Origin of the sequence: Micromonospora sp. CA-263727 (assembly GCF_050942455.1) — a bacterium.
In the GTDB taxonomy this organism is placed as follows: domain Bacteria; phylum Actinomycetota; class Actinomycetes; order Mycobacteriales; family Micromonosporaceae; genus Micromonospora.
Map to the genome: position 1 here is coordinate 6,977,440 of NZ_CP192031.1, position 25,088 is coordinate 7,002,527.

Annotated in this window: 27 protein-coding genes and 1 tRNA gene; 16 read left to right on the forward strand and 12 right to left on the reverse strand. The window is 71.9% G+C overall.

The window, feature by feature from the left end:
- Positions 1-55: 55 nt before the first annotated feature.
- The 7 genes from ACQPYA_RS30725 to ACQPYA_RS30755 all read left to right on the forward strand — a co-directional run bounded on the left by ACQPYA_RS30725 (position 56) and on the right by ACQPYA_RS30755 (position 6,365).
- Entirely contained in the window at positions 56-223 is a 168-nt protein-coding gene (locus ACQPYA_RS30725; protein WP_433530364.1) for a hypothetical protein, read from the forward strand.
- A gap of 104 nt (positions 224-327) precedes the next feature.
- The gene (locus tag ACQPYA_RS30730) at positions 328-498 is read left to right on the forward strand and encodes a hypothetical protein (protein WP_433530471.1); all 171 of its coding nucleotides are present in this window, start codon (positions 328-330) and stop codon (positions 496-498) included.
- Positions 499-715: 217 nt separating this feature from the next.
- Positions 716-2,719, forward strand: coding sequence for an FtsK/SpoIIIE domain-containing protein (locus tag ACQPYA_RS30735; protein WP_433530472.1), 2,004 nt, complete (start codon positions 716-718; stop codon positions 2,717-2,719).
- Positions 2,720-2,908: 189 nt separating this feature from the next.
- On the forward strand, positions 2,909-3,181 hold the full coding sequence (locus tag ACQPYA_RS30740; protein WP_433530473.1) for a hypothetical protein: 273 nt from the start codon (positions 2,909-2,911) through the stop codon (positions 3,179-3,181).
- Positions 3,181-3,465, forward strand: coding sequence for a hypothetical protein (locus tag ACQPYA_RS30745; RefSeq protein ID WP_433533695.1), 285 nt, complete (start codon positions 3,181-3,183; stop codon positions 3,463-3,465). The genes ACQPYA_RS30740 and ACQPYA_RS30745 overlap by 1 nt, the downstream gene beginning before the upstream one ends.
- 309 nt (positions 3,466-3,774) lie before the next feature.
- Complete coding sequence (locus ACQPYA_RS30750; protein ID WP_433530474.1) at positions 3,775-4,812, forward strand: bifunctional DNA primase/polymerase; 1,038 nt, start codon at positions 3,775-3,777, stop codon at positions 4,810-4,812.
- On the forward strand, positions 4,809-6,365 hold the full coding sequence (locus ACQPYA_RS30755) for a hypothetical protein (protein WP_433530475.1): 1,557 nt from the start codon (positions 4,809-4,811) through the stop codon (positions 6,363-6,365). Before ACQPYA_RS30750 ends, ACQPYA_RS30755 begins: the two co-directional genes overlap by 4 nt.
- Before the next feature lie 282 nt (positions 6,366-6,647).
- Here ACQPYA_RS30755 and ACQPYA_RS30760 read toward each other — a convergent pair whose 3' ends face one another.
- Positions 6,648-7,124, reverse strand: a complete 477-nt coding sequence (locus ACQPYA_RS30760) for a hypothetical protein (RefSeq protein WP_433530476.1) — start codon at positions 7,122-7,124, stop codon at positions 6,648-6,650.
- 237 nt (positions 7,125-7,361) lie between these two features.
- On the opposite strand from ACQPYA_RS30760, the gene ACQPYA_RS30765 reads away from it, so the two are divergent.
- The 3 genes from ACQPYA_RS30765 to ACQPYA_RS30775 are packed head-to-tail and all read left to right on the forward strand — an operon-like array spanning position 7,362 to position 9,123.
- Positions 7,362-7,529, forward strand: coding sequence for a hypothetical protein (locus tag ACQPYA_RS30765; RefSeq protein WP_433530477.1), 168 nt, complete (start codon positions 7,362-7,364; stop codon positions 7,527-7,529).
- On the forward strand, positions 7,526-7,723 hold the full coding sequence (locus ACQPYA_RS30770) for a helix-turn-helix transcriptional regulator (protein WP_433530478.1): 198 nt from the start codon (positions 7,526-7,528) through the stop codon (positions 7,721-7,723). The genes ACQPYA_RS30765 and ACQPYA_RS30770 overlap by 4 nt, the downstream gene beginning before the upstream one ends.
- Complete coding sequence (locus ACQPYA_RS30775; RefSeq protein WP_433530479.1) at positions 7,720-9,123, forward strand: tyrosine-type recombinase/integrase; 1,404 nt, start codon at positions 7,720-7,722, stop codon at positions 9,121-9,123. The genes ACQPYA_RS30770 and ACQPYA_RS30775 overlap by 4 nt, the downstream gene beginning before the upstream one ends.
- Before the next feature lie 124 nt (positions 9,124-9,247).
- On the opposite strand, the gene ACQPYA_RS30780 is transcribed toward ACQPYA_RS30775, so the two are convergent.
- A tRNA-Ser gene (locus ACQPYA_RS30780) sits at positions 9,248-9,334 on the reverse strand.
- A 342-nt stretch (positions 9,335-9,676) separates the two neighbouring features.
- On the opposite strand from ACQPYA_RS30780, the gene ACQPYA_RS30785 reads away from it, so the two are divergent.
- On the forward strand, positions 9,677-10,654 hold the full coding sequence (locus ACQPYA_RS30785; protein WP_433530480.1) for an NAD(P)H-quinone oxidoreductase: 978 nt from the start codon (positions 9,677-9,679) through the stop codon (positions 10,652-10,654).
- Positions 10,655-10,811: 157 nt separating this feature from the next.
- On the opposite strand, the gene soxR is transcribed toward ACQPYA_RS30785, so the two are convergent.
- Positions 10,812-11,249, reverse strand: a complete 438-nt coding sequence (gene soxR / locus ACQPYA_RS30790) for a redox-sensitive transcriptional activator SoxR (RefSeq protein ID WP_433530481.1) — start codon at positions 11,247-11,249, stop codon at positions 10,812-10,814.
- A 46-nt stretch (positions 11,250-11,295) separates the two neighbouring features.
- Between soxR and ACQPYA_RS30795 the strand changes: the two genes are divergently transcribed.
- The gene (locus tag ACQPYA_RS30795) at positions 11,296-12,030 is read left to right on the forward strand and encodes a transketolase (protein ID WP_433530482.1); all 735 of its coding nucleotides are present in this window, start codon (positions 11,296-11,298) and stop codon (positions 12,028-12,030) included.
- Positions 12,027-12,917: a transketolase family protein gene (locus tag ACQPYA_RS30800; protein WP_433530483.1), complete on the forward strand. Its 891-nt coding sequence runs from the start codon at positions 12,027-12,029 to the stop codon at positions 12,915-12,917. Before ACQPYA_RS30795 ends, ACQPYA_RS30800 begins: the two co-directional genes overlap by 4 nt.
- Positions 12,918-12,975: 58 nt before the next feature.
- Here ACQPYA_RS30800 and ACQPYA_RS30805 read toward each other — a convergent pair whose 3' ends face one another.
- Positions 12,976-13,683, reverse strand: a complete 708-nt coding sequence (locus ACQPYA_RS30805; protein WP_433530484.1) for a glycosyltransferase family 2 protein — start codon at positions 13,681-13,683, stop codon at positions 12,976-12,978.
- A 124-nt stretch (positions 13,684-13,807) separates the two neighbouring features.
- Here ACQPYA_RS30805 and ACQPYA_RS30810 point away from each other — a divergent pair, with 124 nt between their 5' ends.
- Positions 13,808-15,922: a hypothetical protein gene (locus tag ACQPYA_RS30810; protein ID WP_433530485.1), complete on the forward strand. Its 2,115-nt coding sequence runs from the start codon at positions 13,808-13,810 to the stop codon at positions 15,920-15,922.
- Between the two features lie 48 nt (positions 15,923-15,970).
- Here ACQPYA_RS30810 and ACQPYA_RS30815 read toward each other — a convergent pair whose 3' ends face one another.
- The 5 genes from ACQPYA_RS30815 to ACQPYA_RS30835 all read right to left on the reverse strand — a co-directional run bounded on the left by ACQPYA_RS30815 (position 15,971) and on the right by ACQPYA_RS30835 (position 20,633).
- Positions 15,971-16,561, reverse strand: a complete 591-nt coding sequence (locus tag ACQPYA_RS30815) for a hypothetical protein (RefSeq protein WP_433530486.1) — start codon at positions 16,559-16,561, stop codon at positions 15,971-15,973.
- A gap of 73 nt (positions 16,562-16,634) precedes the next feature.
- Positions 16,635-18,002 carry a sensor histidine kinase gene (locus ACQPYA_RS30820; protein ID WP_433530487.1) on the reverse strand — a complete coding sequence of 456 codons (1,368 nt, stop codon included), beginning with the start codon at positions 18,000-18,002 and terminating at the stop codon, positions 16,635-16,637.
- The gene (locus tag ACQPYA_RS30825) at positions 17,995-18,687 is read right to left on the reverse strand and encodes a response regulator transcription factor (protein WP_433530488.1); all 693 of its coding nucleotides are present in this window, start codon (positions 18,685-18,687) and stop codon (positions 17,995-17,997) included. The genes ACQPYA_RS30820 and ACQPYA_RS30825 overlap by 8 nt, the downstream gene beginning before the upstream one ends.
- Before the next feature lie 70 nt (positions 18,688-18,757).
- Entirely contained in the window at positions 18,758-19,270 is a 513-nt protein-coding gene (locus tag ACQPYA_RS30830; protein ID WP_433533696.1) for a hypothetical protein, read from the reverse strand.
- Positions 19,271-19,460: 190 nt separating this feature from the next.
- Entirely contained in the window at positions 19,461-20,633 is a 1,173-nt protein-coding gene (locus ACQPYA_RS30835; protein ID WP_433530489.1) for a thiolase family protein, read from the reverse strand.
- A gap of 139 nt (positions 20,634-20,772) precedes the next feature.
- Here ACQPYA_RS30835 and ACQPYA_RS30840 point away from each other — a divergent pair, with 139 nt between their 5' ends.
- Positions 20,773-21,204: a PH domain-containing protein gene (locus ACQPYA_RS30840; protein WP_433530490.1), complete on the forward strand. Its 432-nt coding sequence runs from the start codon at positions 20,773-20,775 to the stop codon at positions 21,202-21,204.
- A gap of 30 nt (positions 21,205-21,234) precedes the next feature.
- Here ACQPYA_RS30840 and ACQPYA_RS30845 read toward each other — a convergent pair whose 3' ends face one another.
- On the reverse strand, positions 21,235-22,143 hold the full coding sequence (locus ACQPYA_RS30845) for a rhomboid family intramembrane serine protease (RefSeq protein ID WP_433530491.1): 909 nt from the start codon (positions 22,141-22,143) through the stop codon (positions 21,235-21,237).
- A 122-nt stretch (positions 22,144-22,265) separates the two neighbouring features.
- Positions 22,266-22,796, reverse strand: a complete 531-nt coding sequence (locus tag ACQPYA_RS30850; protein ID WP_433530492.1) for a peptidylprolyl isomerase — start codon at positions 22,794-22,796, stop codon at positions 22,266-22,268.
- 59 nt (positions 22,797-22,855) lie between these two features.
- Here ACQPYA_RS30850 and ACQPYA_RS30855 point away from each other — a divergent pair, with 59 nt between their 5' ends.
- The gene (locus ACQPYA_RS30855; RefSeq protein ID WP_433530493.1) at positions 22,856-23,629 is read left to right on the forward strand and encodes a hypothetical protein; all 774 of its coding nucleotides are present in this window, start codon (positions 22,856-22,858) and stop codon (positions 23,627-23,629) included.
- A gap of 10 nt (positions 23,630-23,639) precedes the next feature.
- Here ACQPYA_RS30855 and corA read toward each other — a convergent pair whose 3' ends face one another.
- Complete coding sequence (gene corA, locus ACQPYA_RS30860) at positions 23,640-24,809, reverse strand: magnesium/cobalt transporter CorA (protein WP_433530494.1); 1,170 nt, start codon at positions 24,807-24,809, stop codon at positions 23,640-23,642.
- Between the last annotated feature and the right edge of the window lie 279 nt (positions 24,810-25,088).

The window sequence follows — 25,088 nt, forward strand, 5'->3', positions numbered from 1 at the left end:
ACCCACAGGTGCAACTGCGGGCGGGCCGATCGGACGACCCACAGGAGGTCACCCGATGTTCCACCGTAACCCGAAGCCCCCGCAGTGCACCTGCCACAACACCGGCCGCTGCGGCTACTGCCCCTCCATCGCGGTCACCGCCACCCGGGAAGCCCACCTCCCCACCGGCAGCCCCGGCCAGAAAGCCGCCGACCGAATCGACCGCAAGGCAAACCGCCGCTGACCCCATCCCACCGTGCACTTCTGTCCGCTTCTACCACCCCCGGACCGGCCGGTCCGGGGGTGGTGGTGGCTGCCAGAGCGTCTGGACGGCCAGGAGAGGAAGTCATGGCGAAGCCGAACACGCCGTATGGCATCGACCCGAACGAGTACGCCGCGGCGGTCGCGGAAGCGGTCCGCCGGGGTGGCGGTAGCCACGACGACGCCCGCACGGCGGGCCGGGCCGCCCGCAAGGACATCAAAGCCCACCCCGACAGCGGTGGGAGCAAGCGGAAGTGAACACCCGGCGGCACGGCCCCTGGCTCGCAACCTGTGCCGTGCCGCCGGCACCCCCGACCCGACCCCTTTTTCGACCGGTGGAGGAAGTCTCATCATGACCAGCGATCCCATCATCAGTCCTGCCGGGCCGCCGGATGAGAAGGCGGCGCGGATTGTGGATTTGGCGCAGCGGCGGGCGGACCGGGCCGCTGCTGCGCAGGGTTTGTCCGCTGCTGACGTGGCGGACATCGAAACCGTCGCCCCGGAACCGGCACGGGACGGCGGTCCGGTCGACCCGCCGGACCGTCGTCCGGACCTCGCCGAGCTGCTCGATCGGCGCGCCGGGCCGGTGTTGCCGTTGTGGTTGACCGACCCTGGTCAGCGGCGTGACATGCTGCGCCGTGCGGCCGGTGCGACCGGCTACCACGTGGGCACTCACCTCGCGCTCTCGCCGGTGTATGCGGGCAAGGTCGCCTGGTACGCGCCGAAGGGCGCGGCCCGCCTGGCCGGTCGCGTGTTGGGGTGGACCAGCGCGGAGACGGGGAACTGGCATCTGCGGCAGGATGCGGCGAACCGTAACGACCCGCGCACGTGGTTGGACCTGGATCGGCATCGGATGCGTCAGGCGTCGTGGCGGTGGTGGGTCACCGGCGCGGGCACCCTCGCGGCCGGCAGCGGCGGTCTGGTCCTCGCCTCCGACCTGACGCCGTGGTGGGTGAAGGTGCCCGTGGTAGCCGCCGGTCTGGTCGGGTTGGCCCGTTACGGGCGGCCCTTGGACAAGCCGATCCTGGCGCGCACGGTGGTCCGCCCGGTCTACCGCAAGCTGACCGCCGAACTGACCCGTAAGGGCATCATGGCCACCGGCCTGGTCAAGCGGCCGGAGGACATCGTGTTTCCCGCTGGGGTGGGGGAGATCCGCCGGGACGGCCCGGGTTACCTCGCGATTGTGGACCTGCCCGATGGGGTGATCGCGGTCGATGTGGTGGAGAAGCGGGAACTGTTGGCCGGTGGGCTGCGGCTGCCGGTCGACCAGGTGTGGCCGGAGGTCATGCCGCGTGAGCACCCGTCCCGGTTGGCGTTGTGGGTGGCCGACCGGCCGGTGTCGGCGATGAAGCAGCCCCCGTGGCCGTTGCTGCGGGGTGGGCAGACGGACTACTTCAAGCCGTTCGTGTACGGGTTCGACCCGCGTATGCGGCCGGTGGACTACCGGATGGATGAGCGCAACAGCCTGTTCGCCGGGTTCCCCGGGTCCGGTAAGTCGCTGTCGGCGCGGGTGGTGATGGCCGGGATGGCGCTGGATCCGCTGGTGCAGTTCGCGGTGTTCGACCTGGCCGGGCGTGGGGACTTCGACGCGTTCGAGCCCTTGTGCCCGCCGGAGTTGTTCGGGTCGGGGGCGGACGAGGGCACCAAGGCCAACGCGTACCGAATGCTGATGTGGCTGCTCAAGGAGTGCGACGTGCGCGGGCCGCGTATCAAGCACTACGCCACCCAGGGCTTGAACAGCGAGAACAAGCTGAACCGGGCCATCGCCGCCAAGGATGCCCGGTTGCGGCCGGTCGTGGCCGCGATCGATGAGGTGCAGGAACTCATCACCGACCCCGAGATCGGCAAGTCGAGCGCGGCAGCGATGACCAGCATCATCAAACGCGGCCGGGCACTCGGGATTCACCTGGTGTTGATGACGCAGCGCATCGACAAGGAGTCACTGCCCAAGGGCGTCACGTCCAACATCGCCAACCGCACCTGCCTGGCCGTGCCCTCCCATGTCGAAACGGACCTCGCGTTGGGCACCGGCGCGTACCGCCAGGGTGCCCAACCGACCCGCTTCGAGGTCGGTGTCGACTCCGGGTGGGGTGTGCGGGTCGGCTACGGGCCGATGGTCTCCGCACGTGCCGCCTACCTCGATCGGGCCGCCGTCGAGAAGATCTGCGCCCGCGGTGTGGCCCTGCGCGGCGGTACCACCGGCCCGGCCGACCTGCCGGCCGCCCGGGACATCCTGGATGACCTTCGGGCGGTGTGGGTGCCATCCGAGCGGGGACAGCACTGGGACACCCTGGCCGGACGGTTGGCCGACCGGTTCCCGCAGGCGTACTCCGCAGTGACCCCCGAAGCGTTGTCCGCGCTCGTGCGGGCGAAGGGTGTCGAGTCACGCAACGTGAAATCCGGTGGGGCGACCCGCAAGGGCGCGTACCTCGCCGACATCACCACCGCCGCACAACAACGCGACGGCGACGGCGGCTGACCGCCGGTAGCGCGGCGGGTAGCGGACCGAACAGGGGTAGCGGCAGCGCTACCCGGGCCGCTACCCGCCCCACCAGCACCGATCTTCACCGGTAGCGGTAGCGGCCCATGCCGCCTACCGCCGGTAACCCCCCGTTTGGAGCCTCCAGTGACCCTCATCGTGGCCGCTACCAGCACAAACATGCCCGGAATGTCCGTAGTCTGGTTCGCCGGAATTGCCCTACTCGTTGCTGTCGGTTACGCCGCCGCTTGCTACGTCCGGCCGTTCACTGCCTGTCACCGCTGCAAGGGCACCGGCACCGCCCCGCCCCGCCTGTGGGAGCGGCTGCGCCGCCGCATCACCCACCCCCGCGCCCTACGCGGACGGCCCGACTGCCGCCGCTGCACGGGCACCGGACTACGCCTGCGCCACGGCCGCCGCGCCGTCAACCACCTCCGCCGCATCCGCAGAGTCGGCCGGTGATCCGCCGGCCCGCCGGTCACACCGACTGGTGCGGCCGGGACCACCGCTGCAACCTCAACGAACACCGCTCCGACGAAATCGTCGTCAACATCCCCGGCCACGCCCGCGCCGTCCTGATCCGCGTGCGGACCGCCGCCGGCCGCGACCACGCCGAAATCCGCGTCCGCGTCGCACTCGCCCCCACCGAGCCGGCCGCCCGCCGCCAGCTAGTCGGGCTGCTCGGCGACCTGCGGCAGGCGGTCAGCCGTGCCGCGATCGCCGGGCAGCCCCGGGCGAGGTGGTGAGCCGGTGGCCGCCCAGTGGCTCGCCGCGAGCGTCGCGCTCGGCCGTCCGGTCACCGACGACGAGCCCTACCCCCACATCTGCCGACGACGGATCGACGGCACACACACCCACAGTGGACTGTGCCGCCTGCGCCCAGGAGTTTCGCCAGCGCCGCCCGGCCCGGCCCTCGCGCCCGGCGCGGCCGGTGGCCGACTGAACAGCGATATCGGCGCGCTTCGCGCACTCACTACCCGGTGGCCAGCGTCCGCGCGGCCCCGGCCACCGGGGCGCCGCCGCCGACAACCGTCCGAACGGAAGGAGACATCATCGTGCCGTCTGCCGATCTGCTGACCTGCGCGCTTGCCTACGCGGCGCGGGGCTGGCACGTCTTCCCGCTACGCCCCGACCGCCCCGACGCCACCGATCGGGATGAGGCGAAGCGGCCCGCGTTCCCGAACCGGTGCACCGCCGAACGCTGCGACCGCACCGACCCCCGCTGCCGGACGGCCGGGCGGCATGTCGGGTGGGAAGAACGCGCCACCACCGACCCCGACCGCATCCGCCGGGCCTGGTCGCACCACCCCTACGGGGTGGGCATCGCCTGCGGGCCGTCCGGGCTGGTGGTGGTCGACCTCGACGTGCCCAAACACCCCGACGACACCCCACCCGCCGAGTGGGCCGGCGTGTGCGACGGGCGCGACGTGTTCGCGGTCCTCGCCGGGCGGCACGGCACCCCCACCAGGTGGATCGCCGGGTTCGGCCCAGACGACACCAGCCCGCCCGGCGTCGACCACACCTACACGGTGCTCACGCCCAGCGGCGGCACCCACCTCTACTACCGGCACCCCGACACCGGCCCGCAACTGCGCAACACCACCAGCGACCGGGGACGCGGACTCGGCTGGAAGGTCGACACCCGCGCCCACGGCGGCTACGTCGTCGCCGCCGGATCCACCCTGGCCAGCCGCCCCTACCAGATCGCGCTCGACTGCGAACCCGCGCCGCTACCCGCATGGATCGCCGACCTGACCGCCCCGACCCTGCGGCCGACATACCGGCCCACCGCGGTCGCGCTACCGGCTGACCGGCACGGCCGGTACGTCGCCGCCGCGATCCGCCGCCAAGTCGAGCACCTCACCTCCGCTCCTGAAGGGGAGCGGAACAGCGTGCTGTTCATCAGCGCGGCGGTACTCGGTGAACTGGTCGCCGGCGGCGCGCTCACCGACGCCGACGTGTACGCAGTGCTGGAACCCGCCGCCCTGTCAACCGGGCTGTCAGCACGCGAGGTGGCACGCACCATCGCCTCCGGCCTACGAGCCGGCGCGCGGCGGCCCCGCTACCTGCGCGACATCCGGGAGGCGGCATGACCGAGCGGTTGCAGATCGGCACCGGACCCGAAAGCATCCGATCACTCAAGGCTGCCCTGGTGGCCGGGCTGCTGCCCGACACCTACGTCTCCGGCGGGTCGCTGGTGCACATGGAAGCCGTCTCCGGCGGGGTGGCCGCCGCCGCCGATGAGGACTCCCCGCTGCCCGTCAGCGCGAGCACGATCACGCCCGCCGGGCTGGCCGGGCTGCTCGCCGAGCACGCCTACGTCTACCGGATCAAGTCCCGCAAGGATGAACAGGGCAACCCGAGCACCTACGAGGAAGAGGCCACCCCGTCGCGGGAGGTGCTGGCGTCCGTGCTGGCCGGCAAGACGTGGCCGGGCGTGCCCGGCCTACGCGGGATCATCGGCGCTCCGGTGCTGCGCCGCGACGGCACCCTGCTACAACAGCCGGGCTACGACCCGGCGACCGGCTTCTACCTCGCCTCCAAGGTCGCGCTGCCGCCCGTCCCGGACGCGCCCACCGTCGAGCAGGTGACAGAGGCGCGGCGGTTCCTGCTCGGCCGGTTCCTGCGCGACTTCCCCTGGGCCAGCGCCGCCGATCGGGCGAACTACATCGCGTTGTTGGCCACGCCGATCCTGCGGCACTTCACCCGCTCCCTGACCCCGTTCGCGCTGATCGACGCCACCATGCCCTCATCCGGCAAGTCGATCCTCACCGCCGGCCCCGGCATGCTCTACGGCCAGCGCGTCATGCCCTGGCCCTACGCCGAAGAGGAACTCCGCAAGTCCATCACCGCCGTGTTCGCCGAACAGGTCGGCGTGGTCATCTGGGACAACCTCGCCGAGGGAACCGTCATCGACTCGCCCACGCTCGCGCTGCTCGTCACCGCCGGAGAGTGGTCCGACCGGCAGTTGGGGGCATCCCGCAACCTCGCCAGCGTCAACGACCGGCTGTGGATGGCCACCGGCAACAACTTGCAAGTCGGCGGAGACATGGCCTCCCGCACCGTGCGCGTGCACCTCGATCCCGACATGCCGCGCCCCGAGCTGCGCGACCAATCCGGGTTCGGCATCCCCCACCTTGACCAGTGGATCACCGTGCCGGCCAACCAACTCATCGTCCTGTGGCACCTGCTCGTGCTCGTGCTCGACTGGACCCGCCAAGGAGCCCCGCGCGTCACGGGGGTGTCGATGCGGCAGTTCACCCCGTGGGCGCAGTACCTCGGCGGGTTCCTCGCCCACCACGACATCGACGGATTCCTGACCAACGCCGCCGACGTCCGCGAGATCGACCAAGACGAACAACGCTGGGGCGCGTTCCTCACCACCTGGCACGAACGCCACGCAGACCGGCGCATGACCGCCGCCGAGCTACGCCGCGACGCCGAACCGACCCACTTCGGCAGCGACGTACACGACCCGTGGGACGGCCAGTTCATCACCACCGACTCCGGCCGCCTGCCCAACCCCCTGCAACTCGGCAAACTCCTCACCGGACAAGCCGGCCGATGGCGCGGCCAACACGTCATACGCACCGGCACCAACGAACGAGGCCGCGCCGTCTACTGGGCCGAACACCACGACGACTAAAACCCGCTGAACCATCTCGGCATCTCGGCATCTCGGCACAACCGACCCGCTAGCTGGGAAAACACCCTGCCGAGATCCGACCATCAACAACCTTCAATCTCGGCATCTCGGCATGATCATGCCGAGATGAACCCCGATTGCCGAGATGCCGAGAACCAACCCGACAGCATCTCGGCACACATAACCGCAGCTCAACAGCACGTTTGCCGAGATGCCGAGATGCCGAGATGGTTCAGCCCCGCTCACAAACGACAAGGGCCGAACCCGCGCCACGCAGCCCGACTACGACGGCCGCGCGGCTGCCTCCCGGGCCACCTTGCGCTGCGCCGCGACCTGCCGGCGATGCGCCGCCTGATGCTGCTCGTGCCGCTGGAGCGCTGGCAGAGCCTCCGCCGCGCCAAACGCGACCTTCGCCCCCACCAACTCGGCAAGGCCGTCCTTGTCAAGACCGTAGGAGCGAAGGTCATCCACCGCCGCCACCAGGGCAGCCGCTTGAACCGCCGGAGCCCACCGCGCCAACAAGTCCATCAGCTCACCGAAGTTGTCGACCTTGACATACGGAGATCCCTGCACCACGTCCCCCACATCGACGATGAACTCATCCCGCCCATCGACCGTCCGCCGGAACGACTGAACACGCAGGACCGAATCCTCATCACCGATCCCTAGGAACTCGGACCACCCCTGCCCCTCCAGCCATTCCGTCGCAACGACGGTGTCTGGCGCGCCCTCGAACGGATCGAAGATCTCATAGCTCATCGGCACATCCTGCCGCCCCGACCCCACCCGGCGCAGCACCCACGCACCGCGCCGCACGCCGATTCTCCGCAGAGTCGGCCCGCTGAGAGCCACAGAGACGAATCGATGCATGGCCTAACACCAACCGGGCCGAGATCTTGCCTCTACGGCGCTCTCAGCGGGCCGCCCTACGCCCTTCTGTGATGACACCTCCCTATTCCTCCACAAACGACCGCCAACGACCGAAAGGCCACCAGCGTGCGAATCAGGCTGCACGGCACACCCACCGAAACAGCCACAGCACTCGCCGCCATCACCCAAGTGCTGCACATCCGCCACGTCACCCGGCCCTACCCCGACCGCCGCGCCCCCACGCACCAGCGCATCCACCTCGACGCCACCCCGAGGGAGGACACCCGCCGATGACCACCCGCCGCACGCCCGGGAATCTGCTCACCCTCGCCGAAGTCCTGGACGAACTTCGCGTACCCCGGTCGACCTTCTTCCGCTGGAAGGCCACCGGCCGCGCACCCCGAACGATCAAGTACCCGAACGGCAGTCTTTACGTCCGCCGCCGCGACTTGGACAACTGGCTAAACGATCACGAGGTGGCCGCTTGAGTAACTATGACGTACGAATACACGCGATCCTGACCAACGAACTATCCGGCAAGAGAAAGTCGTACACGGTTCGATGGAAGGTTGCCGGCAAGCCGTTCCGGAACACGTACGTCACTCGGGCACTCGCCGAAAGCTTCCGATCGAAACTGGTTGTGGCACAGCGCGAGGGCACCGCTTTCGATGAGAAATCCGGGCTACCAGAACCGATGGCCCGGGAATTGAACAGCCGGAATTGGTACGACCTCGCCGTTGCGTTCGTGGACATGAAATGGCCGCGTGCCGCAGCAACGCAGCGCAAGAGCATCGCCGACGCGCTCACCACGGCCACGCCCGCCCTGCTCGCCACTTCACGCGGCGCACCGGACGATGCCGAGATTCGCCACGCCCTCTACACATGGACCTTCAACAAGTCGCAGCGTGATCGAGACGACGGCCAACCCCCGGAGAATCTTGCGCCAGCCGTCCGGTGGCTCACCGCGAACACGCTGACGCTCAAGGATGTGGCGAATTCCGCCACCATCCGGAAGGCGCTCGACGCGCTCACGGTTCGGATCGACGGCGGCCCGGCCGCAGCAAACACCGTCGCAAGGAAACGGGCCGTCTTCTACAGCGCCTTGAAGTACGCCGTTGAGCTTGGCCACCTCGACGCACATCCGATGGACTTCATTCAGTGGCGAGCGCCAAAGAATACCGATCAGGTGGATCGAAAAGTAGTCGTGAATCCTGAACAGGCTCGCACCTTGCTCTTAGCGGTAAGCAACCGTGATCCGCACTTGGAAGGCTTTTTCGCCTGTATGTACTTTGCTGCGCTCCGCCCGTCCGAGGTGATTCACCTACGCGCCGACGAATGCGAGTTGCCCGAGAGCGGTTGGGGATGGCTCCACCTCAGCGGATCTACACAGCAGGTCGGCGAGGATTGGAGCGATAGCGGCCAGTCGCTGGAAGACCGGGAGTTGAAGCACCGGGCCAAGAAAGCGACCCGCGACGTTCCCGCCTGTCCGGAGTTGGTCCGTATTCTGCGGCATCACGCACAGGAGCACTGCCGGGACACCAACGGCCGGATGTTCAACGCCGCTGGTGCGCGACCGGCTCCGGTGTCCAAGAGCACCTATCTTCGTGCCTGGCGACAGGCACGCGAGGCAGCTCTGACACCGGCTCAGCAGCGCTCACCACTGGCGCACCGGCCGTACGACCTGCGGCACGCCGCAGTGTCGCTCTGGCTCAACGCCGGAGTGCCCGCTACCCAGGTAGCCCAATGGGCCGGGCACAGCGTGCATGTGCTGTTGAAGGTCTACGCCTCGTGTATCGACGGCCAGGATGAGGCCGCCCGGAAGCGGATCGAGGGAGCGTTGGGCACCGACGACCAGGCCGAGAAAGCGCCGGGTGACGCCGACACGTAAACGACACAACCAGTGAGACACGGCAGCATCGGGCGAGACACAGTGGGACTGATTCACGATCTATAAACGCACCCCCTGACCGGCGTTCGCGCTGGTCAGGGGGTGTTTTTGCTGTCCAGAGATGCGGAGGGTGTGGGATTCGAACCCACGAAGACATCGCTGCCTTACCGGTTTTCAAGACCAGCGCCATCGGCCACTAGGCGAACCCTCCCGAGCCGCGCAACGCGCGACCGTGCTTAGTCTGCCACGCCGGGTAGATCGGGTAATGGGGGAGCTACCCGTTCGGTCATGATCACTCACCCTCCGTGGTGCACCTGTAGACGCCGGCCGCCGGCCGGCGGGGGTCCACAGTGGCAGGCTCGATCCGGGATCGAGTGCGATCAGGCGCCGCCTAAGGCCACTCGATCCCGGATCGAGCGTGATCTTGAGCAGGGCGCGGTGTTTGCCACGGGGCGCGGTGGTTGCCACGGGGTGCGCGGGCGTGATCTTGAGAAAGGTGCGGCGTTTTGCCGCCGGTGCGTCGGGCGGGAGGCGGATCGGGTAAGACTGGGCTATGCGCGCGATCACCATTCCGGAGCCCGGCGGACCCGACGTGCTTGCCTGGAGCGAGGTGCCCGACCCGGAGCCCGGCCCCGGCGAGGTGATCGTCGACGTGCGGGCCACCGCGGTCAACCGTGCCGACCTGCTGCAACGGCAGGGGCACTATCCGCCGCCGCCGGGCGCGCCCGCGTACCCGGGACTGGAGTGCTCGGGGGTGGTGAGCGCGATCGCTCCGGACGTCACCGGTGTCCGGGTGGGTGACGAGGTCTGTGCGCTGCTGGCCGGCGGCGGGTACGCCGAGCGGGTGGCCGTGCCGGCCGGGCAGTTGCTGCCGGTGCCGGCCGGGGTCGACCTGGTCGACGCCGCCGCGTTGCCCGAGGTGGCGTGCACGGTCTGGTCGAACGTGGTCCAGTTGGCCCGTCTGGCGGCGGGCGAGACGCTGCTGGTGCACGGTGGCGGCAGCGGGATCGGCACGTTCGCGGTCCAGTTGGGCACCGCGCTCGGCGCGACCGTGGTGGCGACCGCGCGGGCGGCGAAACACGACCGGCTGCGCGAGTTGGGCGCCCGGCACCTGGTCGACTACCGGGAGCAGGACTTCGTCGAGGAGGTCCGGAAGGTCACCGACGGTCGGGGCGCGGACGTCGTCCTCGACATCATGGGCGCGTCGTACCTGGGTTGTAACGTCGCCGCCCTGGCCGCCGACGGACGGCTGGTGGTGATCGGCATGCAGGGCGGGCGGAAGGGCGAGCTGGACCTCGGCGCGCTGCTGGCCAAGCGCGGCACGGTCGCGGCGACCGCGCTGCGGTCCCGACCGCTCGACCAGAAGGCCGCGATCGTCCGAGGGGTACGCGAGCAGGTCTGGCCGCTGGTCGAGGCGGGCCGGATCCGCCCGGTCGTCGACCGGCGACTGCCGATCACCGAGGCGGCCGACGCGCACCGGCTGGTCGAGTCGAACGAACACGTCGGCAAGGTGCTGCTCACCGTCGGATGAACCACCGGGCCAGGGGCAGCCGCACGGGAGGCAGCCGCACCGGCCAAGCGCCGCAGCCGTACGGGAGGCAGCCGCAGCGGCCAAGCGCCGCAGCCGCACGGATCGAGCACTCCGGCCGCGCTGGCCCGGCACCTCAGCAACACACGGGCCAACCGCCTCAGCGGGGCAGGGTGAGGCGGGCGCCGGGGCCCTCGCCGGCCAGTTCGTCGCCGGGGTTGTAGAGGGCGCAGCGCCGCAGTGACAGGCAGCCGCAGCCGATGCAGCCGTCGAGGTCGTCGCGGAGCCGGGTCATCAGCCTGATCTTCTCGTCCAGCCGCTCCCGCCAGGCGGTGGAGAGCTTGGCCCAGTCGTCGGCGGTGGGCGTACGCGAGGCGGGCAGCGCCTCCAGCGCGGCCCGGATCTCGTCCAGCGAGATGCCGACCTGCTGGGCGATCCGGATGAACGCCACTCGACGCAGCTCGCCGCGGTGGTACCGGCGCTGGTTGCCGCCGGTGCGGTCGGCCCGGATCAGCCCCAGCCGCTCGTAGTAGCGCAGCGCGGACTGCGCCACCCCGCTGCGGGCGGCGAGCTGACCGATGGTGAGTGCTTCGTGCATCACGTCGCCTTGAGTTGAACCTCGCTTTAACTTGCAGGCTATCCGCATGACCACACTCGCCACCACCACGACCCGGGTCACCGAGGCCGCCGCGCCGCTCGACGGCCGGCATCCGGTCGCCCCGCTGTTCGAGCGGATCCGCGCCGGCCGGCAGTTCGGCGCGAACGTCCACTCCACCGTCGACGTGCTCTGGGTGCTCTACGACCGGATTCTGCGGGTCACACCCGCGACCGCCGACGACCCCGACCGCGATCGTTTCCTGCTCTCCAAGGGGCACGCGGTCGCCGGCTACTACGCGGTGCTCGCCGCGAAGGGCTTCGTCCCGCCCGACTGGCTGGACGACCAGGGCGGGGCGGAGAGCCGGCTCGGCGACCACCCCGACCGGACCCTGGTCCCCGGGGTGGAGATCGGCTCCGGCTCGCTCGGGCACGGCCTCGGCCTGGCCGTCGGCAGCGCGCTCGGGCTACGCGCCCAGGGCCTGCTCGAACCCCGGGTGTACGTCCTGCTCGGCGACGCCGAGTTGGACGAGGGCTCCAACCATGAGGCGATCGCGTACGCGGCTGCGGCCGGCCTGGCGAACCTGACCGCGATCGTGGTCGACAACTCCTCCGCCACGCACGGCTGGCCGGGCGGGGTGGCCAGCCGGTTCACCGTCAACGGGTGGACCGCCGCCACCGTCGACGGGCGGGATCACGCTGCCCTCCACACCGCCCTCGCCGGGCACCACGGTCACCGGCCGCACGTCGTCGTCGCGGTGGTGCAGAGCGGGCGGCAGTCATGAGGGAGAGCTTCATCGACACCACCACGGCGCTGTTGGCCGAGGAGCCGCGTGCCGCGCTGGTGCTCGCCGACATCTCCGCCGCCGAGTTCGACCGCGCCGCGCAGCGGCACCCGGACCGGGTGGTCAACGTCGGCATCCGGGAACAGTTGATGGTCGGGGTGGCCGGTGGGCTGGCGCTGACCGGGTTGCGGCCGATCGTGCACAGTTACGCGCCGTTCCTGGTGGAGCGGGCGTACGAGCAGATCAAGCTCGACCTCGACCACCAGGCGGTGAGCGCGGTGCTGGTCAGCGTGGGCGCCTCGTACGACCGGGCGGCGGCCGGGCGGACCCATCTCAGCCCGGCCGACGTCGCGCTGCTCGACACCCTCTCCGGCTGGACGGTGCACGTGCCGGGGCACCCGGCCGAGGTGCCCGGCCTGCTGCGCGCCACGGTGGCCGCCGACCCCTCGGCGTACCTGCGGCTGTCGACGCTGAGCAACGCGCGTCCGCAGGCCGGCGACGGGGCGCTGGTGGTGGTGCGGGATGCCGGAGCGGGCGCGCCCCTGCTGGTCGCGGTCGGCCCGGTGCTGGACGCGGCACTGGCGGCGGTCGCGGATCTGCCGGTGACGGTGGCGTACACCCATCGACCGCGCCCGTTCGACACCGCCGGTTTGCGGGCGCTCGCCGGCCGCGAGGTGATCCTGGTCGAGCCGTACCTGGCGGGCACCTCGGCCCGGGTGGTCGCGGCGGCGTTGGCGGACCGGCCGCACCGGTTGCTCGCGCTCGGGGTCGGGCGGGAGGAGTTGCGCCGCTACGGCTGCGCCGAGGACCACACCCGCTGGCACGGGCTGGACGCGGCGGGACTCCACCGCTCAGTCACCGGCTTTCTCTCCCCGGCCCTGGTCTGACGTCCCGGGTCCGGCACGGACAGCCGGTTGGTCGCGCGGCGGGTCGCGGGGCGCGAGGTCAGGAGGCGGCGGGGTCGGTCGGGCGGCGGCGGGTGCGCTCGCGGCCGAGGATCCAGAGCGCCTCGACGCCGTCCCGCCAGGTGATCTTCTTGCCTTCCTCGCGGCCCCGAGCCCGGTAGCTGATCGGCACCTCGTACGGGCGGATCCGGCGGCGCAGCAGCTTGCCGGTCACCTCGGCCTCCATGCCGAAGCCGCGGGAGCGGACGTCGAGCGAGCGGTACAGGGCCACCGGCATCAGCTTGAAGCAGGTCTCCAGGTCGCCGATGTAGGAGTTGAACAGCACGTTCGCCGCCATAGTGACGCCCTTGTTGCCCATCACGTACCAGAAGCTGTAGGCACTGTGGCTGCCGAAGGTGCGATTGCCGTAGACGACCGTGGCCCGGCCGTCGAGCACCGGGGCGAGCAGCGTCGGGATGTCCTGCGGGTCGTACTCCAGGTCGGCGTCGAGGATGACCATGTACTCACCCTCGGCGCTGGCGACCGCCGTCCGGATGGCCGCGCCCTTGCCCGCGTTGCGCTGATGGGTGATCACCCGCAGTCGCGCGTCGTCGGCCCGGCCGAGGATCTCCCCGGTGCCGTCGCGGCTGCCGTCGTCGACCACCACGAGTTCGATCTCGCATGGATACTCCACGGCCAGCGCCTGCTTGAGGGCGTCCGCGATGCGTTCTTCCTCGTTGTAGACCGGCATGAGGATCGACAGCTTCACGGGAATCTCCACGAGGGCGGCAATATGTCGGGCATAGCCTAGCCTGGCAGGTCAGCGATGTGGTGGCGACCACCGATGGAAACCGGGGGTCGGACACTCAGGCCGATGGTGTTTACTTCCGGCCATGTCGGCCGCCGGCTTCCCGCTCGTCCTGGCCCCCATCGCCGCCGTCGCCCTGCTCAGCGTGGCGATGCGGCCACGAGCCGTGGGTGTCACGGCTCCCCGCCGGCTCGCGGTGATCCGAGCGGCGCTGGCCACCGGCGCCTTCGCGGTGCTGACCGTCGAGGTGCTGGGCGCGCTCGGGCTGCTGACGGTGCCCGCGTTCGCCGTGGCCTGGCTGCTCTTCCTGGCGGGGTCGGCGACGGCCGCCGGGTGGCGTCGCCGCCTCGACGCGGCGGGCCGGGACGCGGCAACGGCCGGCTGGCGCGCCGCCCTGACCGATTTCTGGCGTACGGCGACCCGGGGTTTCTGGCGTACGGCGACCCGGGGCGAGCGGTTGCTCGCCGGCACGGTCGGCGGGCTGCTCCTGGTCGAATTGCTGATCGCGCTGCTCGCCACACCGAACAACTTCGACTCGCAGACGTACCACCTGCCCAAGGTGGAGCGCTGGGTGGCCCAGGGCGACCTGTCCTTCTGGGCCACCGCGATCCACCGGCAGGTGACCATCCCGCCGGGTGCCGAGTACCTGCTGCTGCACCTGCGGCTGTTCACCGGCGGCGACGCGCTGTACAACCTGGTCCAGTGGGCGGCCGGGATAGGTTGCCTGCTGGCGGTCTCCCGGGTGACCGCGCAGCTCCACGGCGGCCGGCGGGCCCAGTTGCTCACCGTGTTCGTGCTGGCCACCACGCCGATGGTGACTCTCCAGGCGACCAGCACCCAGACCGACCTGGTCTGTGCCGCCTGGGTGGCCTGCGCGGCGACCCTCGCGCTGGACGGGCTGCGGCGGCGGGCCGCCGTGGCGGACCTGCTCGCCCTCGGGGCGGCCACCGGGCTGACCGCGCTGACCAAGACCAGCGGACTGCTCGCGGTGGGCCCGCTGCTGGTGCTCTGGGGGCTGGCCCAGCTCCGCCTGGCGTACGCGGACCGGCCGGCCGCCGGCCGCCGGATCCCGCTCGCCGGCCTCGCCCGGACGGTCGGCGCCTCGGCACTGATCCTGCTGGTGGCCGCCACGGTGGTCGGTCCGTTCCTGGCCCGGGTGAACGCCGAGTTCGGTCACCCGCTCGGCCCGCCGCGACTGCGCGAGTCGGTGCCGATGGAACGGCACGATCCGCCGTCGGTGCTGGTGAACGCGCTCCGCATCGGACACACCGCGCTGGACACCCCGCTGGCTCCGCTGCGCGAGGTGACCGCCGACGCGATCCTGGGGGTGGCGGGACTGCTCGGGGTCGATCCGCAGGACCGGGCGATCACCTTCGGACAGGAGACCTTCCCGGAGCCGTCCTGGTTCCCGGACGAGGATCGGGTGGCGTTTCCGCTGGCCGGGGCGCTGGTCCTGATCGCCGCGGTGGCGGCGGTACGCCGGCCGGGCCGGCTCAGTCCCGACGCGGCCGGGGCGCTGCGCGGGTACGCCCTGGCGGTCACGATCGCGGTGCTGCTGCACACCGTGATGATCAAGTGGCAGCCCTGGGGGAACCGGCTGGTGCTCTACGCCCTGGCGGTGTCGGTGCCGCTGGCCGGGCTCTGGCTGGACGCGCTGTTCCGCCGCGCGACGGATGGGGCCGCCCGCCCGGCGTCATCCGCAGGCCGGGGCACCGGCGGGGTGCCGGGCCGCGGACGACGGCCGGTGGCCGCGACGCTCGCGGCGGCGGTGCTGGCCGCCTGCGCGTTGGCCGGGGTGCTGGCGGTGTCGTACGGCTTCCCGCGCCGGCTGGTGGGCGAGGGCTCGGTCTTCACCGCCACCGAGTGGGAGTCCCGCTTCCTGCGACGTCCGCAGTGGGCGGAGGAGTACCACTGGGCCGCCGACGCGGTGCGGACCGCCGAGGCGCGGCGGATCGGCCTGTCGCAGCGCAACGACGACTGGGAGTATCCCTGGTGGCTGCTGCTGCGTGACGCCGACGGCCGGCCGCCCGAGTTGCTGGCGCTCCAGTCGGTCCTGGACGACCGGCCGGCGGCCGACCCCGCGTCGGTGGACGCGATCCTCTGCGTCGGCAGCCGCGCGCTCTGCGCGGACCTGTTGCCGGCCGGCTGGCAGCTGGAGTTCCGCAGCTACGTCGGGTACGCCCTGCCCGCCGTGCCCTGACCGGACTGCCGGTGGGGGGTGACCCGGCGGGCCACCCCCCACCGCAGCTCAGTTCTGCCGGGCCGGGACGACGACCAGGCGGGCCGTCGACGTGTCGCCGGTCTTGGCACCGGCGACGCCGAGGTTCGTGCCGACCTTGATGTCGGTCGACTGGATCGTCCGGCGGCGCTCGATGACACGCAGGTCGTCGCCGAAGCTCCAGGTCATGGTGAAGCCGTCGGCCGACTTGACGGTCATCGTGTCGCCGTCGATGGCGGTCACCTCGCCGCGCTGGACCGCGACGGTCTTCGTACCGCCGTCCCTGGTCTGCACCACGGCCTCGCCGTGCAGCGTGTTCTCCCGCAGCAGCACCCGGGCCGCATGGCGCTTGCGCCGCTCCTCGACCCGTTCCTCCCGCGTCTTCCGCTCGCCCGCCGACGACTCCGCCGGTGCCGGGGTCTCCGCCTCGGTGTCCAGATCGGCGGGGTCGAAGCCGAGCGCGGCGAGCGCCTGGCCCTCCGCGCCCATCGCCGCGACCACCTCGACGGCGGCCTGCGGCGCGGCGTCTTGAGCGGGCTGGGCCACCCCGCAGCCGGCGGCGCCCATCGCGACCGCCACCAGCAGTGCGGTGCCGGCGGTGACGAATCCCCTGCGTGCCATGTCTCGTCCTCTCGTCCGTGGTGCCACCAGCGTCGGCGAACCGGATGAGCGAATCGTCAGGTCGACGTTCGAGTCAGGTAAGAAGCGGCAGCCGGACGGTGAAGGCCGCCCCGCCCTCGGGCGCGTGCCCGGCGGCGATCTGACCGCCCAGCCGGCGGACCAGACCGGCGGCGATCGCCAGCCCGAGCCCGCTGCCCACCTTGCGCAGCCCCCGGTAGCGCTGGTGCAGGGCACCGCGCTCGAAGGCCACCGCGAGGTCGTCGTCGGTCAGCCCGGGCCCGCCGTCGCGGATCTCGACCACGGCACCCGCCGCCGGGTCCGCGCCGGCCGGCCGGACCGCGAGGACCACTGGCGCGCCCGGGGGCGCCACCCGCAACGCGTTCTCCAGCAGCCCGTCGATCACCTGCCGGATCCGCACCGGATCGGTGTACGCGGGCACCGGCTGCTCCGGCGTCTCGACCCGGAACGTCACCCCGACCGCGGCGCACCGGTCGGCCCAGGTCCGTCCGGCGTCGGCGGCCAGCCGGTCCAGGTCGACCCGCACCGGTTCGAGCGGGAAGTCGACCGCCTCCAGCCGGGCCAGCGCCAGCAGGTCGGCGACCAGCCGGTCCAGGTGCTCCGCCTCGGCCAGCATGGTCCGGCCGGTTTCGGCCGCCGCCTCCGGCCCGACCACGCCGTCGGCGAGTGCCTCGGCGTAGCCGCGGATCGCGGTCAACGGGGTACGCAGCTCGTGCGAGACGGAGAGCAGGAACTCCCGCTGCCGCCCCTCGCTGGTGGCCAACGCCGTGGCCAGACCGTTCAGCGCGTATGCCAGGTCGGCCACCTCGGCCGGCGGCTCGACCGGCACCCGGACGGACCGGTCGCCGGCGCCCAGCCGGGCGGCGGCGGTGGCGGCCCGCCGGATCGGCCGGGCCAACCGGCGGGCGAGCAGCCACCCGGCCACCGCCCCGGCGGCCAGGCCGGCCAGCAGCGGCAGCCAGAGACCGCGCAGCACCTGACGCCACACCCCGGCACCGGCCGGCCGGGTCAGCACCACGCCGTCACCGCCGGGCAGCGCCCGCCCCTCGACGAACGCGCGCTTGCCGGCCACCATCCGGCGACCGGAGACATCGCGCCCGCCGGACACCCGGTTCACCACCTGCGGCGGCAGGCCAGGACGGTCGACGGCACCGCCGGAGATCAGGTAGATGGTGACGCCCTGGGTGCCGAGCTGGCGGACCAGCCGCTCGCCGGCCAGTTCGCGGACCCGCCCGGGTCGGGCCCGCAGCAGCTCGGCGGCGACCTGGGCCTGGGTGGCCAGCGCCCGCTGGTCGCGTCGCTCGGCGCCGCGGACCGCGAGCGGCACCGCGACCAGCGCGGTGACCAGCACCGACACCAGGGCCACCGCGCAGGTCACCAGCACCGCGCGGGCGGTCAGCGTACGCCCGGGGTGATCAGGCATCGGCGGCGTACCCGACGCCTCGATAGGTACGGATCACGCTCGCCGCGCCCAGCTTCGCCCGGACCTGGGCCACATGCACGTCGACGGTACGGGTGCCGGCGTGCGCCGCGTACCCCCACACCCCGGCCAGCAGCTCGTCCCGGCTGAAGACCCGACCCGGTCGACCCATCAGGTACGCCAGCAGGTCGAACTCGGTGGAGGTCAGCTGCACCGGGGCACCGTCGGCGGTCACCGCCCGGCGGCCCGGGTCGAGAGTGACCCGGCCGAGCACGACGGGCTGCCCGGCCCCGTCCGGCGGCCCGGCGGTGCGCCGCAGCACGGCGCGCACCCGGACGACGAGTTCACGCGGGCTGAACGGCTTGGTCACGTAGTCGTCGGCGCCCAGTTCCAGGCCGACGATCCGGTCCACCTCGTCGTCGCGGGCGGTGAGGAAGATGACCGGGGTCCAGTCGCCGGCCTCGCGCAGGCGTCGGCAGATCTCGGTGCCGGCCAGGCCCGGCAGCGCGATGTCGAGCACGCAGGCCACCGGGCGCAGCCGGCGGGCAGCGGCGAGACCGGCCACACCGTCCCGCTCGACGTGTACGCCGAAGCCCTCCCGGGCCAGGTAGAGCCGGACCAGGTCGGCGATGCTCGGCTCGTCCTCCACCACGAGGACCAGACCGCGCCGGGGGTTGTCGACGGTCACCGGGCCATGATTGCCGATCGGTGCGGCATGCCGACGTCAGGCGATGTTCGGGTTCGGTAAGAACAGCCGCTCAGTGGGCCACCGCGGGCTGGAACGCGGCCGGCCGGGCGGCGGTGGGTGCCTCGGCGACGGTGGCCACCACCCGCGGTCGGGCGCTGCGTACCCGGGTCCGGAAGGCGTGGTTGAACAGCGCGTCGAGCTGCCACACCTGCTTCGGGTGCTGGGTACGGATCAGGAAACGCTCGCGGATGCCGTCGATGGCGGTGGCGGCCAGTTCGACCGAGTGCAGCCGGGGGTCGGGGCTCCAGGTGACGTTGCTCAGCTCGCGCAACTCGGTGTTGAGGTGCAGCCGCAGGCGATGCAGCACCCGGGTCTGCCGGGTGACCACGAGCCGCCGGTGGGTGAGCAGGAGCAGATACTCGCCGTACACCGGCCGGTCGGGACGGCTGCACCGGGTGACCAGGATGGTGGCGTCGCCGGAACCGACACAGCGACGGAACACCGGCATGTGCCGGCTGGCGGTCTGCGTCGCCAGACCGGCCTCGGAGGCGGCCGGGAGGAACGTTCGGGAGAAGACGTCCATGCTCTGCCCAACGATGATGCTCACCGGGTGACGCGGCTCACCACATGCTTTTTGCAATTTCCACGTCCGGCGTCACACCACCCGTCGCGGCCCGCATCCGGAGACCGCCGGAGACCGGGGCCGGGAACCAGGGCCGGGAACTGGGCCGACGGGCGACCCGCGACCGGCGCGACCGGCCGCTGCCGCGCGGTCAGAGCAGTTCGACGATGGTCGCGTTGGCCATCCCGCCGCCCTCGCACATGGTCTGTAGGCCGTACCGGATGCCGTTGTCCCGCATGTGGGCGAGCATGGTGGTCATGATCCGCGCGCCGGAGCCGCCGAGCGGGTGCCCGAGGGCGATCGCACCGCCGCGTGGGTTGAGCCGCTCCGGGTCCGCCTCGGTCTCCGCCAGCCAGGCCAGTGGCACGGGGGCGAACGCCTCGTTCACCTCGTACACCCCGATCTCCTCGATGCCCAGCCCCGCGCGGCGCAGCGCCTTCGCGGTGGCCGGGATCGGCGCGGTGAGCATGGTGACCGGATCGTCGGCGGCGACCACGGCGGTGTGCACCCGGGCCAGCGGGCGCAGCCCGTGCCGGCTGGCCCACTCGCTGGTGGTGACCGCGAGCGCCGCGGCTCCGTCGGAGATCTGCGAGGCCGAGCCGGCGGTGACCACGCCGTCCGGGCGGAACGGGGTGGGCAGCTCGCCGAGCTTCTCCAGCGACGTGTCCCGCCGGACGCCCTCGTCCGCGGCGAACTTTCCGCCGTCGGCCAGTGCCACCGGGGCCAGCTCGGCCTCGAACGCGCCGGCGTCCTGGGCGGCGGCGGCCTTCTCGTGGCTGGCCAGGGCGAACTCGTCGAGCTGGGCACGGGAGAGACGCCAGCGTTCGGCGATCAACTCCGCGCCGACACCCTGGTTGAACGGCAGCGGCGAATCCTCGGCGACACCCGCCACGCCCCGGTAGCGGGCCAGGATCTGCTCGCTGAACGGCAGTCCGCCGGACACACTGGCACCCATCGGCACCCGGGTCATCGACTCCACGCCGCCCGCGACGACCAGGTCCGCCTGACCGGCGAGCACGGTGGCGGCGGCGAAGTGCAGCGCCTGCTGGCTGGAGCCGCACTGCCGGTCCACCGTGGTGCCGGGCACCGACTCGGGCCAGCCGGCGGCCAGCACGGCGTTGCGGGCGACGTTCCACGACTGCTCGCCGACCTGGGAGACGCAGCCCCACACCACGTCGTCGACCTGGGCCGGATCGATCCCGGCACGCTCGGCGAGGGCGCGCAGCACGTGCGCCGACAGGTCCACCGGATGCACCGTGGCCAGGCTGCCCTTGCGCCGCCCGACCGGGGTACGGACCGCACCGACGATGACCGCGTCAACCATCTCTACTCCCCGGTAACCTGGGCTGCCCCCGATCGTACGCCGAGTTCGGGGCATCGTCCGCTCCCGCGCACCACCGTCGCTTGCCGATCTCCGCGCCCGCCGGCAGGGCGCTCCGGTGCTCCGCTGGCATGCTGGTGCCGTGGCTCACGAGACGATCGCGCGGCAGTGGCGGGTGTCCCCGGCTTTGCCGGTGCTCAAGCTGGTCGCGGCGGCCGTCCTGCTCGCGCTGGGGCTACTGCTCGCCGAGGGTGACCTGCTGCGGCCGGTGCTCGGCGTGGTGGCCGCGACCGGCCTCGTCGGTTGGGGGATGCGGGATCTGGTCGCGCCGGTACGGCTCGCGGTGGACGCGGGCGGGATCACGGTGCCGCAGGGGTGGACCGGGCGCCGGCATCTGCCCTGGTCGGCGGTCGAGACGGTCCGGGTGGAACGCCGCTCCGGTCGCGGGCTCGCCGGCCCGGCACTGGAGATCGACGCGGGCGACTCGCTGCACCTGTTCAGCCAGTTGGATCTCGGCACCGACCCCGCCGACGTGGCCGACGCGCTGCACGCCGCCCGGCCGCCGACTGAATGAGGCTCGCCCCGGGCGGGCGCGCCCAGTCGCTCAGCCGAGCAGCGCGGCGGTGCGGACCAGGACCAGCCCGAGCAGCGCGACCATGATGAGCGCGCCGCCGCCGGCCTGCACCAGCGTCCGGCGTGAGCGCGGGGCGTACGCCAGCACCAGGGCCATCAGCGCGCCGAAGACCAGGCCGCCCAGGTGACCGGCGACCGAGATGTTCGGCACGGTGAAGGTGAAGATCAGGTTGATCACCAGGATGGGCACGATGGCCGAGGTGTCCCGGCCCAGCCGCCGCATGATCACAAAAATCGCCGCGAAGAGCCCGAAGATCGCGGTGGAGGCACCGGCCGACATCCGGTTGGGGGCGGTGAAGAGGTACACGACCACGTTGCCGCCGAAGCCGGCGATGAAGTACAGCGCGGCGAAGCGCAGCGGGCCGAGCACCCCCTCCAGCGACCGCCCGAGCACCCAGAGCGCCCACATGTTGAGCAGCAGGTGCGGCAGGCCGTAGTGCAGGAACATCGCGGTGACCAGGCGGTACCACTCGCCCTCGGCGACACCGTGGATGGTGCCGTCGTCAAACATCGCCCGGCCCAGCACCGCACCCCACTCGGTCAGCGGTGTGGGGCCGCCCAGCAGCCCGCCGAGACCACCGCCGGCCACCGCGTCCCCGCCCCGGTCCGCGGCGATGGAGAGGAGCATGACCAGCAGGTTGATGCCGATCAGCACCTTGGTCACGTAGCCGTGCCGGCCGGCGTCGCCGCCACCGAAGGCGGTACGCGCCGGCCGCACGCTACGGCGTCCTTCCGCCACGCACTCCGGGCACTGGAACCCGACCGATGCCTCGCGCATGCAGTCCGGGCAGATCGACCGGTCGCATCGGGTGCATCGGACGTAGGTCTCCCGGCCGGGGTGGCGGTAGCAGACCGGGGTGGTCGGTGGGGATTCGCTCACCGCTGTCCCCAGGTGCCCGAGCGCTCAATCATGCGAGCAAAGGTACCTCGACACACCAATGCCCCGGCCGGTCCCGACCCGCCGGGCCCAGGCCCGGCCGGCGGGCGGGACCTCGACGCGCGTCAGGCCGAGGGACGCTCCACCTCGACGCGCTCGATGACGACGTCCTGGAGCGGCCGGTCGCTCGGGCCGGTCGGGGTGTTGGCGATCGCCTCGACGACCTTCACGGACTGCTCGTCGGCCACCTGGCCGAAGATGGTGTGCCGGTTGTTCAGGTGCGGCGTCGGCTCGACGGTGATGAAGAACTGCGAGCCGTTGGTGCCCGGCCCGGCGTTCGCCATGGCCAGCAGGTACGGCCGGTCGAAGCGCAGCTCGGGGTGGAACTCGTCGGCGAAGGTGTAGCCCGGTCCGCCCCGGCCGGTGCCGGTGGGGTCGCCCATCTGGATCATGAAGCCGCTGATCACGCGGTGCGAGATGGTGCCGTCGTAGTACGGACCGCTGCCCGGCTGCCCGGTCCGGGGGTCGGTGAACTCGCGCGTGCCCTCGGCCAACTCCACGAAGTTGCGGACGGTCTTCGGCGCGTGGTTGGGGAAGAGCTCCAGCCGGATCGGGCCGGCGTTGGTGTGCAGAGTGGCGTAGACAGCCTCGGCCACGGGTACTCCTTACTCGTTGGTCAGGTCCATGCGGATCCTCCCATGTGCCCGATCTGGACATGCGGAGGCATCCGAAGGTGGAGGATGAGAGGGAGCAACTCCCAGGAGGTGGGACCGTGTTTGGAATCGGGCGGCGCAAGACCCAGGGGCAACTGGCCAGGGCCGAACTGAACCGCGGCATCGGTCACCTGAGGCAGGCCGCGACGCACGCGGCGCGGGGTGCCGGGGCAACGGTCGGACCGCGGGTCCAGGCGGCCCGGGTCGCCGTCGCACCGACCGCCGTGCTGGTCCGGGACCGGGCGTCGAGCGGTCTCGCGACGACGGCGGCGGCGCTCGCACCCCTGGCCCTGGCCGTGCGGAACGCACAGGCCGAGGCGGCCGGGCGGGCCGTCGCGGGAAAGAGGGCCACCACCGCCAGGCAGGCCGCGGTCACCAGAAAGGTCAAGGCGAAGAACATGAAGGCGAAGAAGAAGTCCCGCCGCAGCGGAACCATGATGGCCGGCCTGCTCGCCGCCGGCGCGGTGGCCGGGCTGGCCGGCGCGATGGCCCTGCGGCGCTACCGGGAGCAGCAGGTGTGGGCGGAGTACGACGCGACCACGACGCTGGAGCCGATGCACGACGAGGTGGAGACCATCGAGGTGCGCACCGCAGCCCCGGCCGGCGCGAGCAAGGGCTCCACCGTGGCCGGCAAGGCCGCGACGAGCGGCAACGGCAGCGGCCCCAGGGCCGCCACACCGGCCAAGACCGCCCCGAGCGACCAGGTTCCGCCGGTCGCCGAGGCCGCCCGCCCCACCGACAACCTGACCAGGACCGCCAACAAGTCCCGCCCGTGACCGACGGGGGCTACAGCCAGTCGTTGCGGCGGAACCAGCGGTAGAGGGTCAGCGAGATGGCGAGCATCAGGGCGAGCACGACCGGATAGCCGTAGGTCATCTTCAGCTCGGGCATGAACTCGAAGTTCATGCCGTAGATGCCGGCGATGGCGGTCCACACCGCGGCGATGGCGGCCCAAGCGGCGATCTTGCGCATGTCGTTGTTCTGGTCGACCGTCACCTGGGCCAGCCGTGCCTGGAGGATCGAGTTCAGCAGATCGTCGTACGAGTTGACCTGCTCGACGGTGCGGCTGAGGTGGTCCTGCACGTCGCGGAAGTAGCGGCGTACCTCCTTGGGCACGTCCCGGTTCATCTGGGTGGTGAGGGCCAGCAGTGGACGCTGCAACGGCATCACCGCCCGCTTGAACTCCACCAGCTCCCGCTTCAGCTGGTAGATCCGCTGGATCCGCCCGCTGGCCTGGCGGTCGAAGACCTCCGTCTCCAGCACGTCCATGTCGTCCTCAAGCTGGTCGGCGACCTCCAGGTAGAGGTCGACCACCCGGTCGGTGATCGCGTACGCGACCGCCCAGGGGCCGTGCAGCAGCAGCTCCTGCCGGGCCTCCAGCTCCTCCCGTACCGGGGCGAGCCGGCAGGCGTCACCGTGCCGGACGCTGATCAGGAAGTGCGGGCCAATGAAGAGCATCACCTGCCCGGTCTCCACCACCTCGGAGTTCTCGGTCAGCTCGGTGTGCTCGCAGTACCGGGCGGTGCGCAGCACCAGGAAGCTGACCTCGCCGAAGCGCTCCAGCTTGGGGCGCTGCTCGGCCTTGACCGCGTCCTCCACGGCCAGTTCGTGCAGCCCGTAGGTGGCGGCGATCTCGGTCATCTCGGCCAGCTCCGGCTCGTGCAGCCCGAGCCAGACGAAGCCGGTCTCGGCGCGGCGGGCCGCCTCCAGCGCCCCGGCGTAGTCCCAGTCACCGGCCTGCCGCCGGCCGTCGAGGTAGAGCGCGCAGTCGACCACGGCGCTGCGCCGTGGGCCGGCGGGCGGCTCCGCGCCCTGCGGCCCGTCGGGGTTGAGCCGGCGGGTCATGGCCCGCACCGGCGACCAGCTCCGCTGCCGCAGCGCCCGACCGCCGTCCGGGGACGCCGCCCGGTCGCCGTTGCTAGAGGTGGTCCGTCCCCACTGCATCCGATCCGCCATCACGCCCCCTCCCGCGCGCGGTTGCGGGTTGCAGGGTACGCCGCCACGCCGATCATGGCGGCCGGCGAGAGGGGTGGCGCCGGACGGACCGGACCGCATCGGGGGGGTGAGGGGCGATCCGGTCCGCCCGGCGCCATGGGGGCGGGGGTTGTGCTGGTCGCGTCACACCGGCGTGCGGGCGGCTGCGCCGCGCCGGGGGTGAGGAGCGCAGCGGCCGGGGCCGGCGTTTCCTCCAGTACGCGCGGTGAGTAACGCTCGCAGCATTGTGAGCCGACAGCC

Coding starts and splice junctions, on each gene's coding strand:
- corA (WP_433530494.1), bottom strand. CDS start 24,809: ATGGCGGATCGGATGCAGTGGGGACGGACCACCTCTAGCAACGGCGAC.
- ACQPYA_RS30835 (WP_433530489.1), bottom strand. CDS start 20,633: ATGGTTGACGCGGTCATCGTCGGTGCGGTCCGTACCCCGGTCGGGCGG.
- soxR (WP_433530481.1), bottom strand. CDS start 11,249: ATGCACGAAGCACTCACCATCGGTCAGCTCGCCGCCCGCAGCGGGGTG.
- ACQPYA_RS30755 (WP_433530475.1), top strand. CDS start 4,809: ATGACCGAGCGGTTGCAGATCGGCACCGGACCCGAAAGCATCCGATCA.
- ACQPYA_RS30800 (WP_433530483.1), top strand. CDS start 12,027: ATGAGGGAGAGCTTCATCGACACCACCACGGCGCTGTTGGCCGAGGAG.
- ACQPYA_RS30740 (WP_433530473.1), top strand. CDS start 2,909: ATGTCCGTAGTCTGGTTCGCCGGAATTGCCCTACTCGTTGCTGTCGGT.
- ACQPYA_RS30760 (WP_433530476.1), bottom strand. CDS start 7,124: ATGAGCTATGAGATCTTCGATCCGTTCGAGGGCGCGCCAGACACCGTC.
- ACQPYA_RS30785 (WP_433530480.1), top strand. CDS start 9,677: ATGCGCGCGATCACCATTCCGGAGCCCGGCGGACCCGACGTGCTTGCC.
- ACQPYA_RS30725 (WP_433530364.1), top strand. CDS start 56: ATGTTCCACCGTAACCCGAAGCCCCCGCAGTGCACCTGCCACAACACC.
- ACQPYA_RS30810 (WP_433530485.1), top strand. CDS start 13,808: ATGTCGGCCGCCGGCTTCCCGCTCGTCCTGGCCCCCATCGCCGCCGTC.
- ACQPYA_RS30770 (WP_433530478.1), top strand. CDS start 7,526: ATGACCACCCGCCGCACGCCCGGGAATCTGCTCACCCTCGCCGAAGTC.
- ACQPYA_RS30820 (WP_433530487.1), bottom strand. CDS start 18,002: ATGCCTGATCACCCCGGGCGTACGCTGACCGCCCGCGCGGTGCTGGTG.
- ACQPYA_RS30815 (WP_433530486.1), bottom strand. CDS start 16,561: ATGGCACGCAGGGGATTCGTCACCGCCGGCACCGCACTGCTGGTGGCG.
- ACQPYA_RS30830 (WP_433533696.1), bottom strand. CDS start 19,270: ATGGACGTCTTCTCCCGAACGTTCCTCCCGGCCGCCTCCGAGGCCGGT.
- ACQPYA_RS30795 (WP_433530482.1), top strand. CDS start 11,296: ATGACCACACTCGCCACCACCACGACCCGGGTCACCGAGGCCGCCGCG.
- ACQPYA_RS30730 (WP_433530471.1), top strand. CDS start 328: ATGGCGAAGCCGAACACGCCGTATGGCATCGACCCGAACGAGTACGCC.
- ACQPYA_RS30855 (WP_433530493.1), top strand. CDS start 22,856: ATGCGGAGGCATCCGAAGGTGGAGGATGAGAGGGAGCAACTCCCAGGA.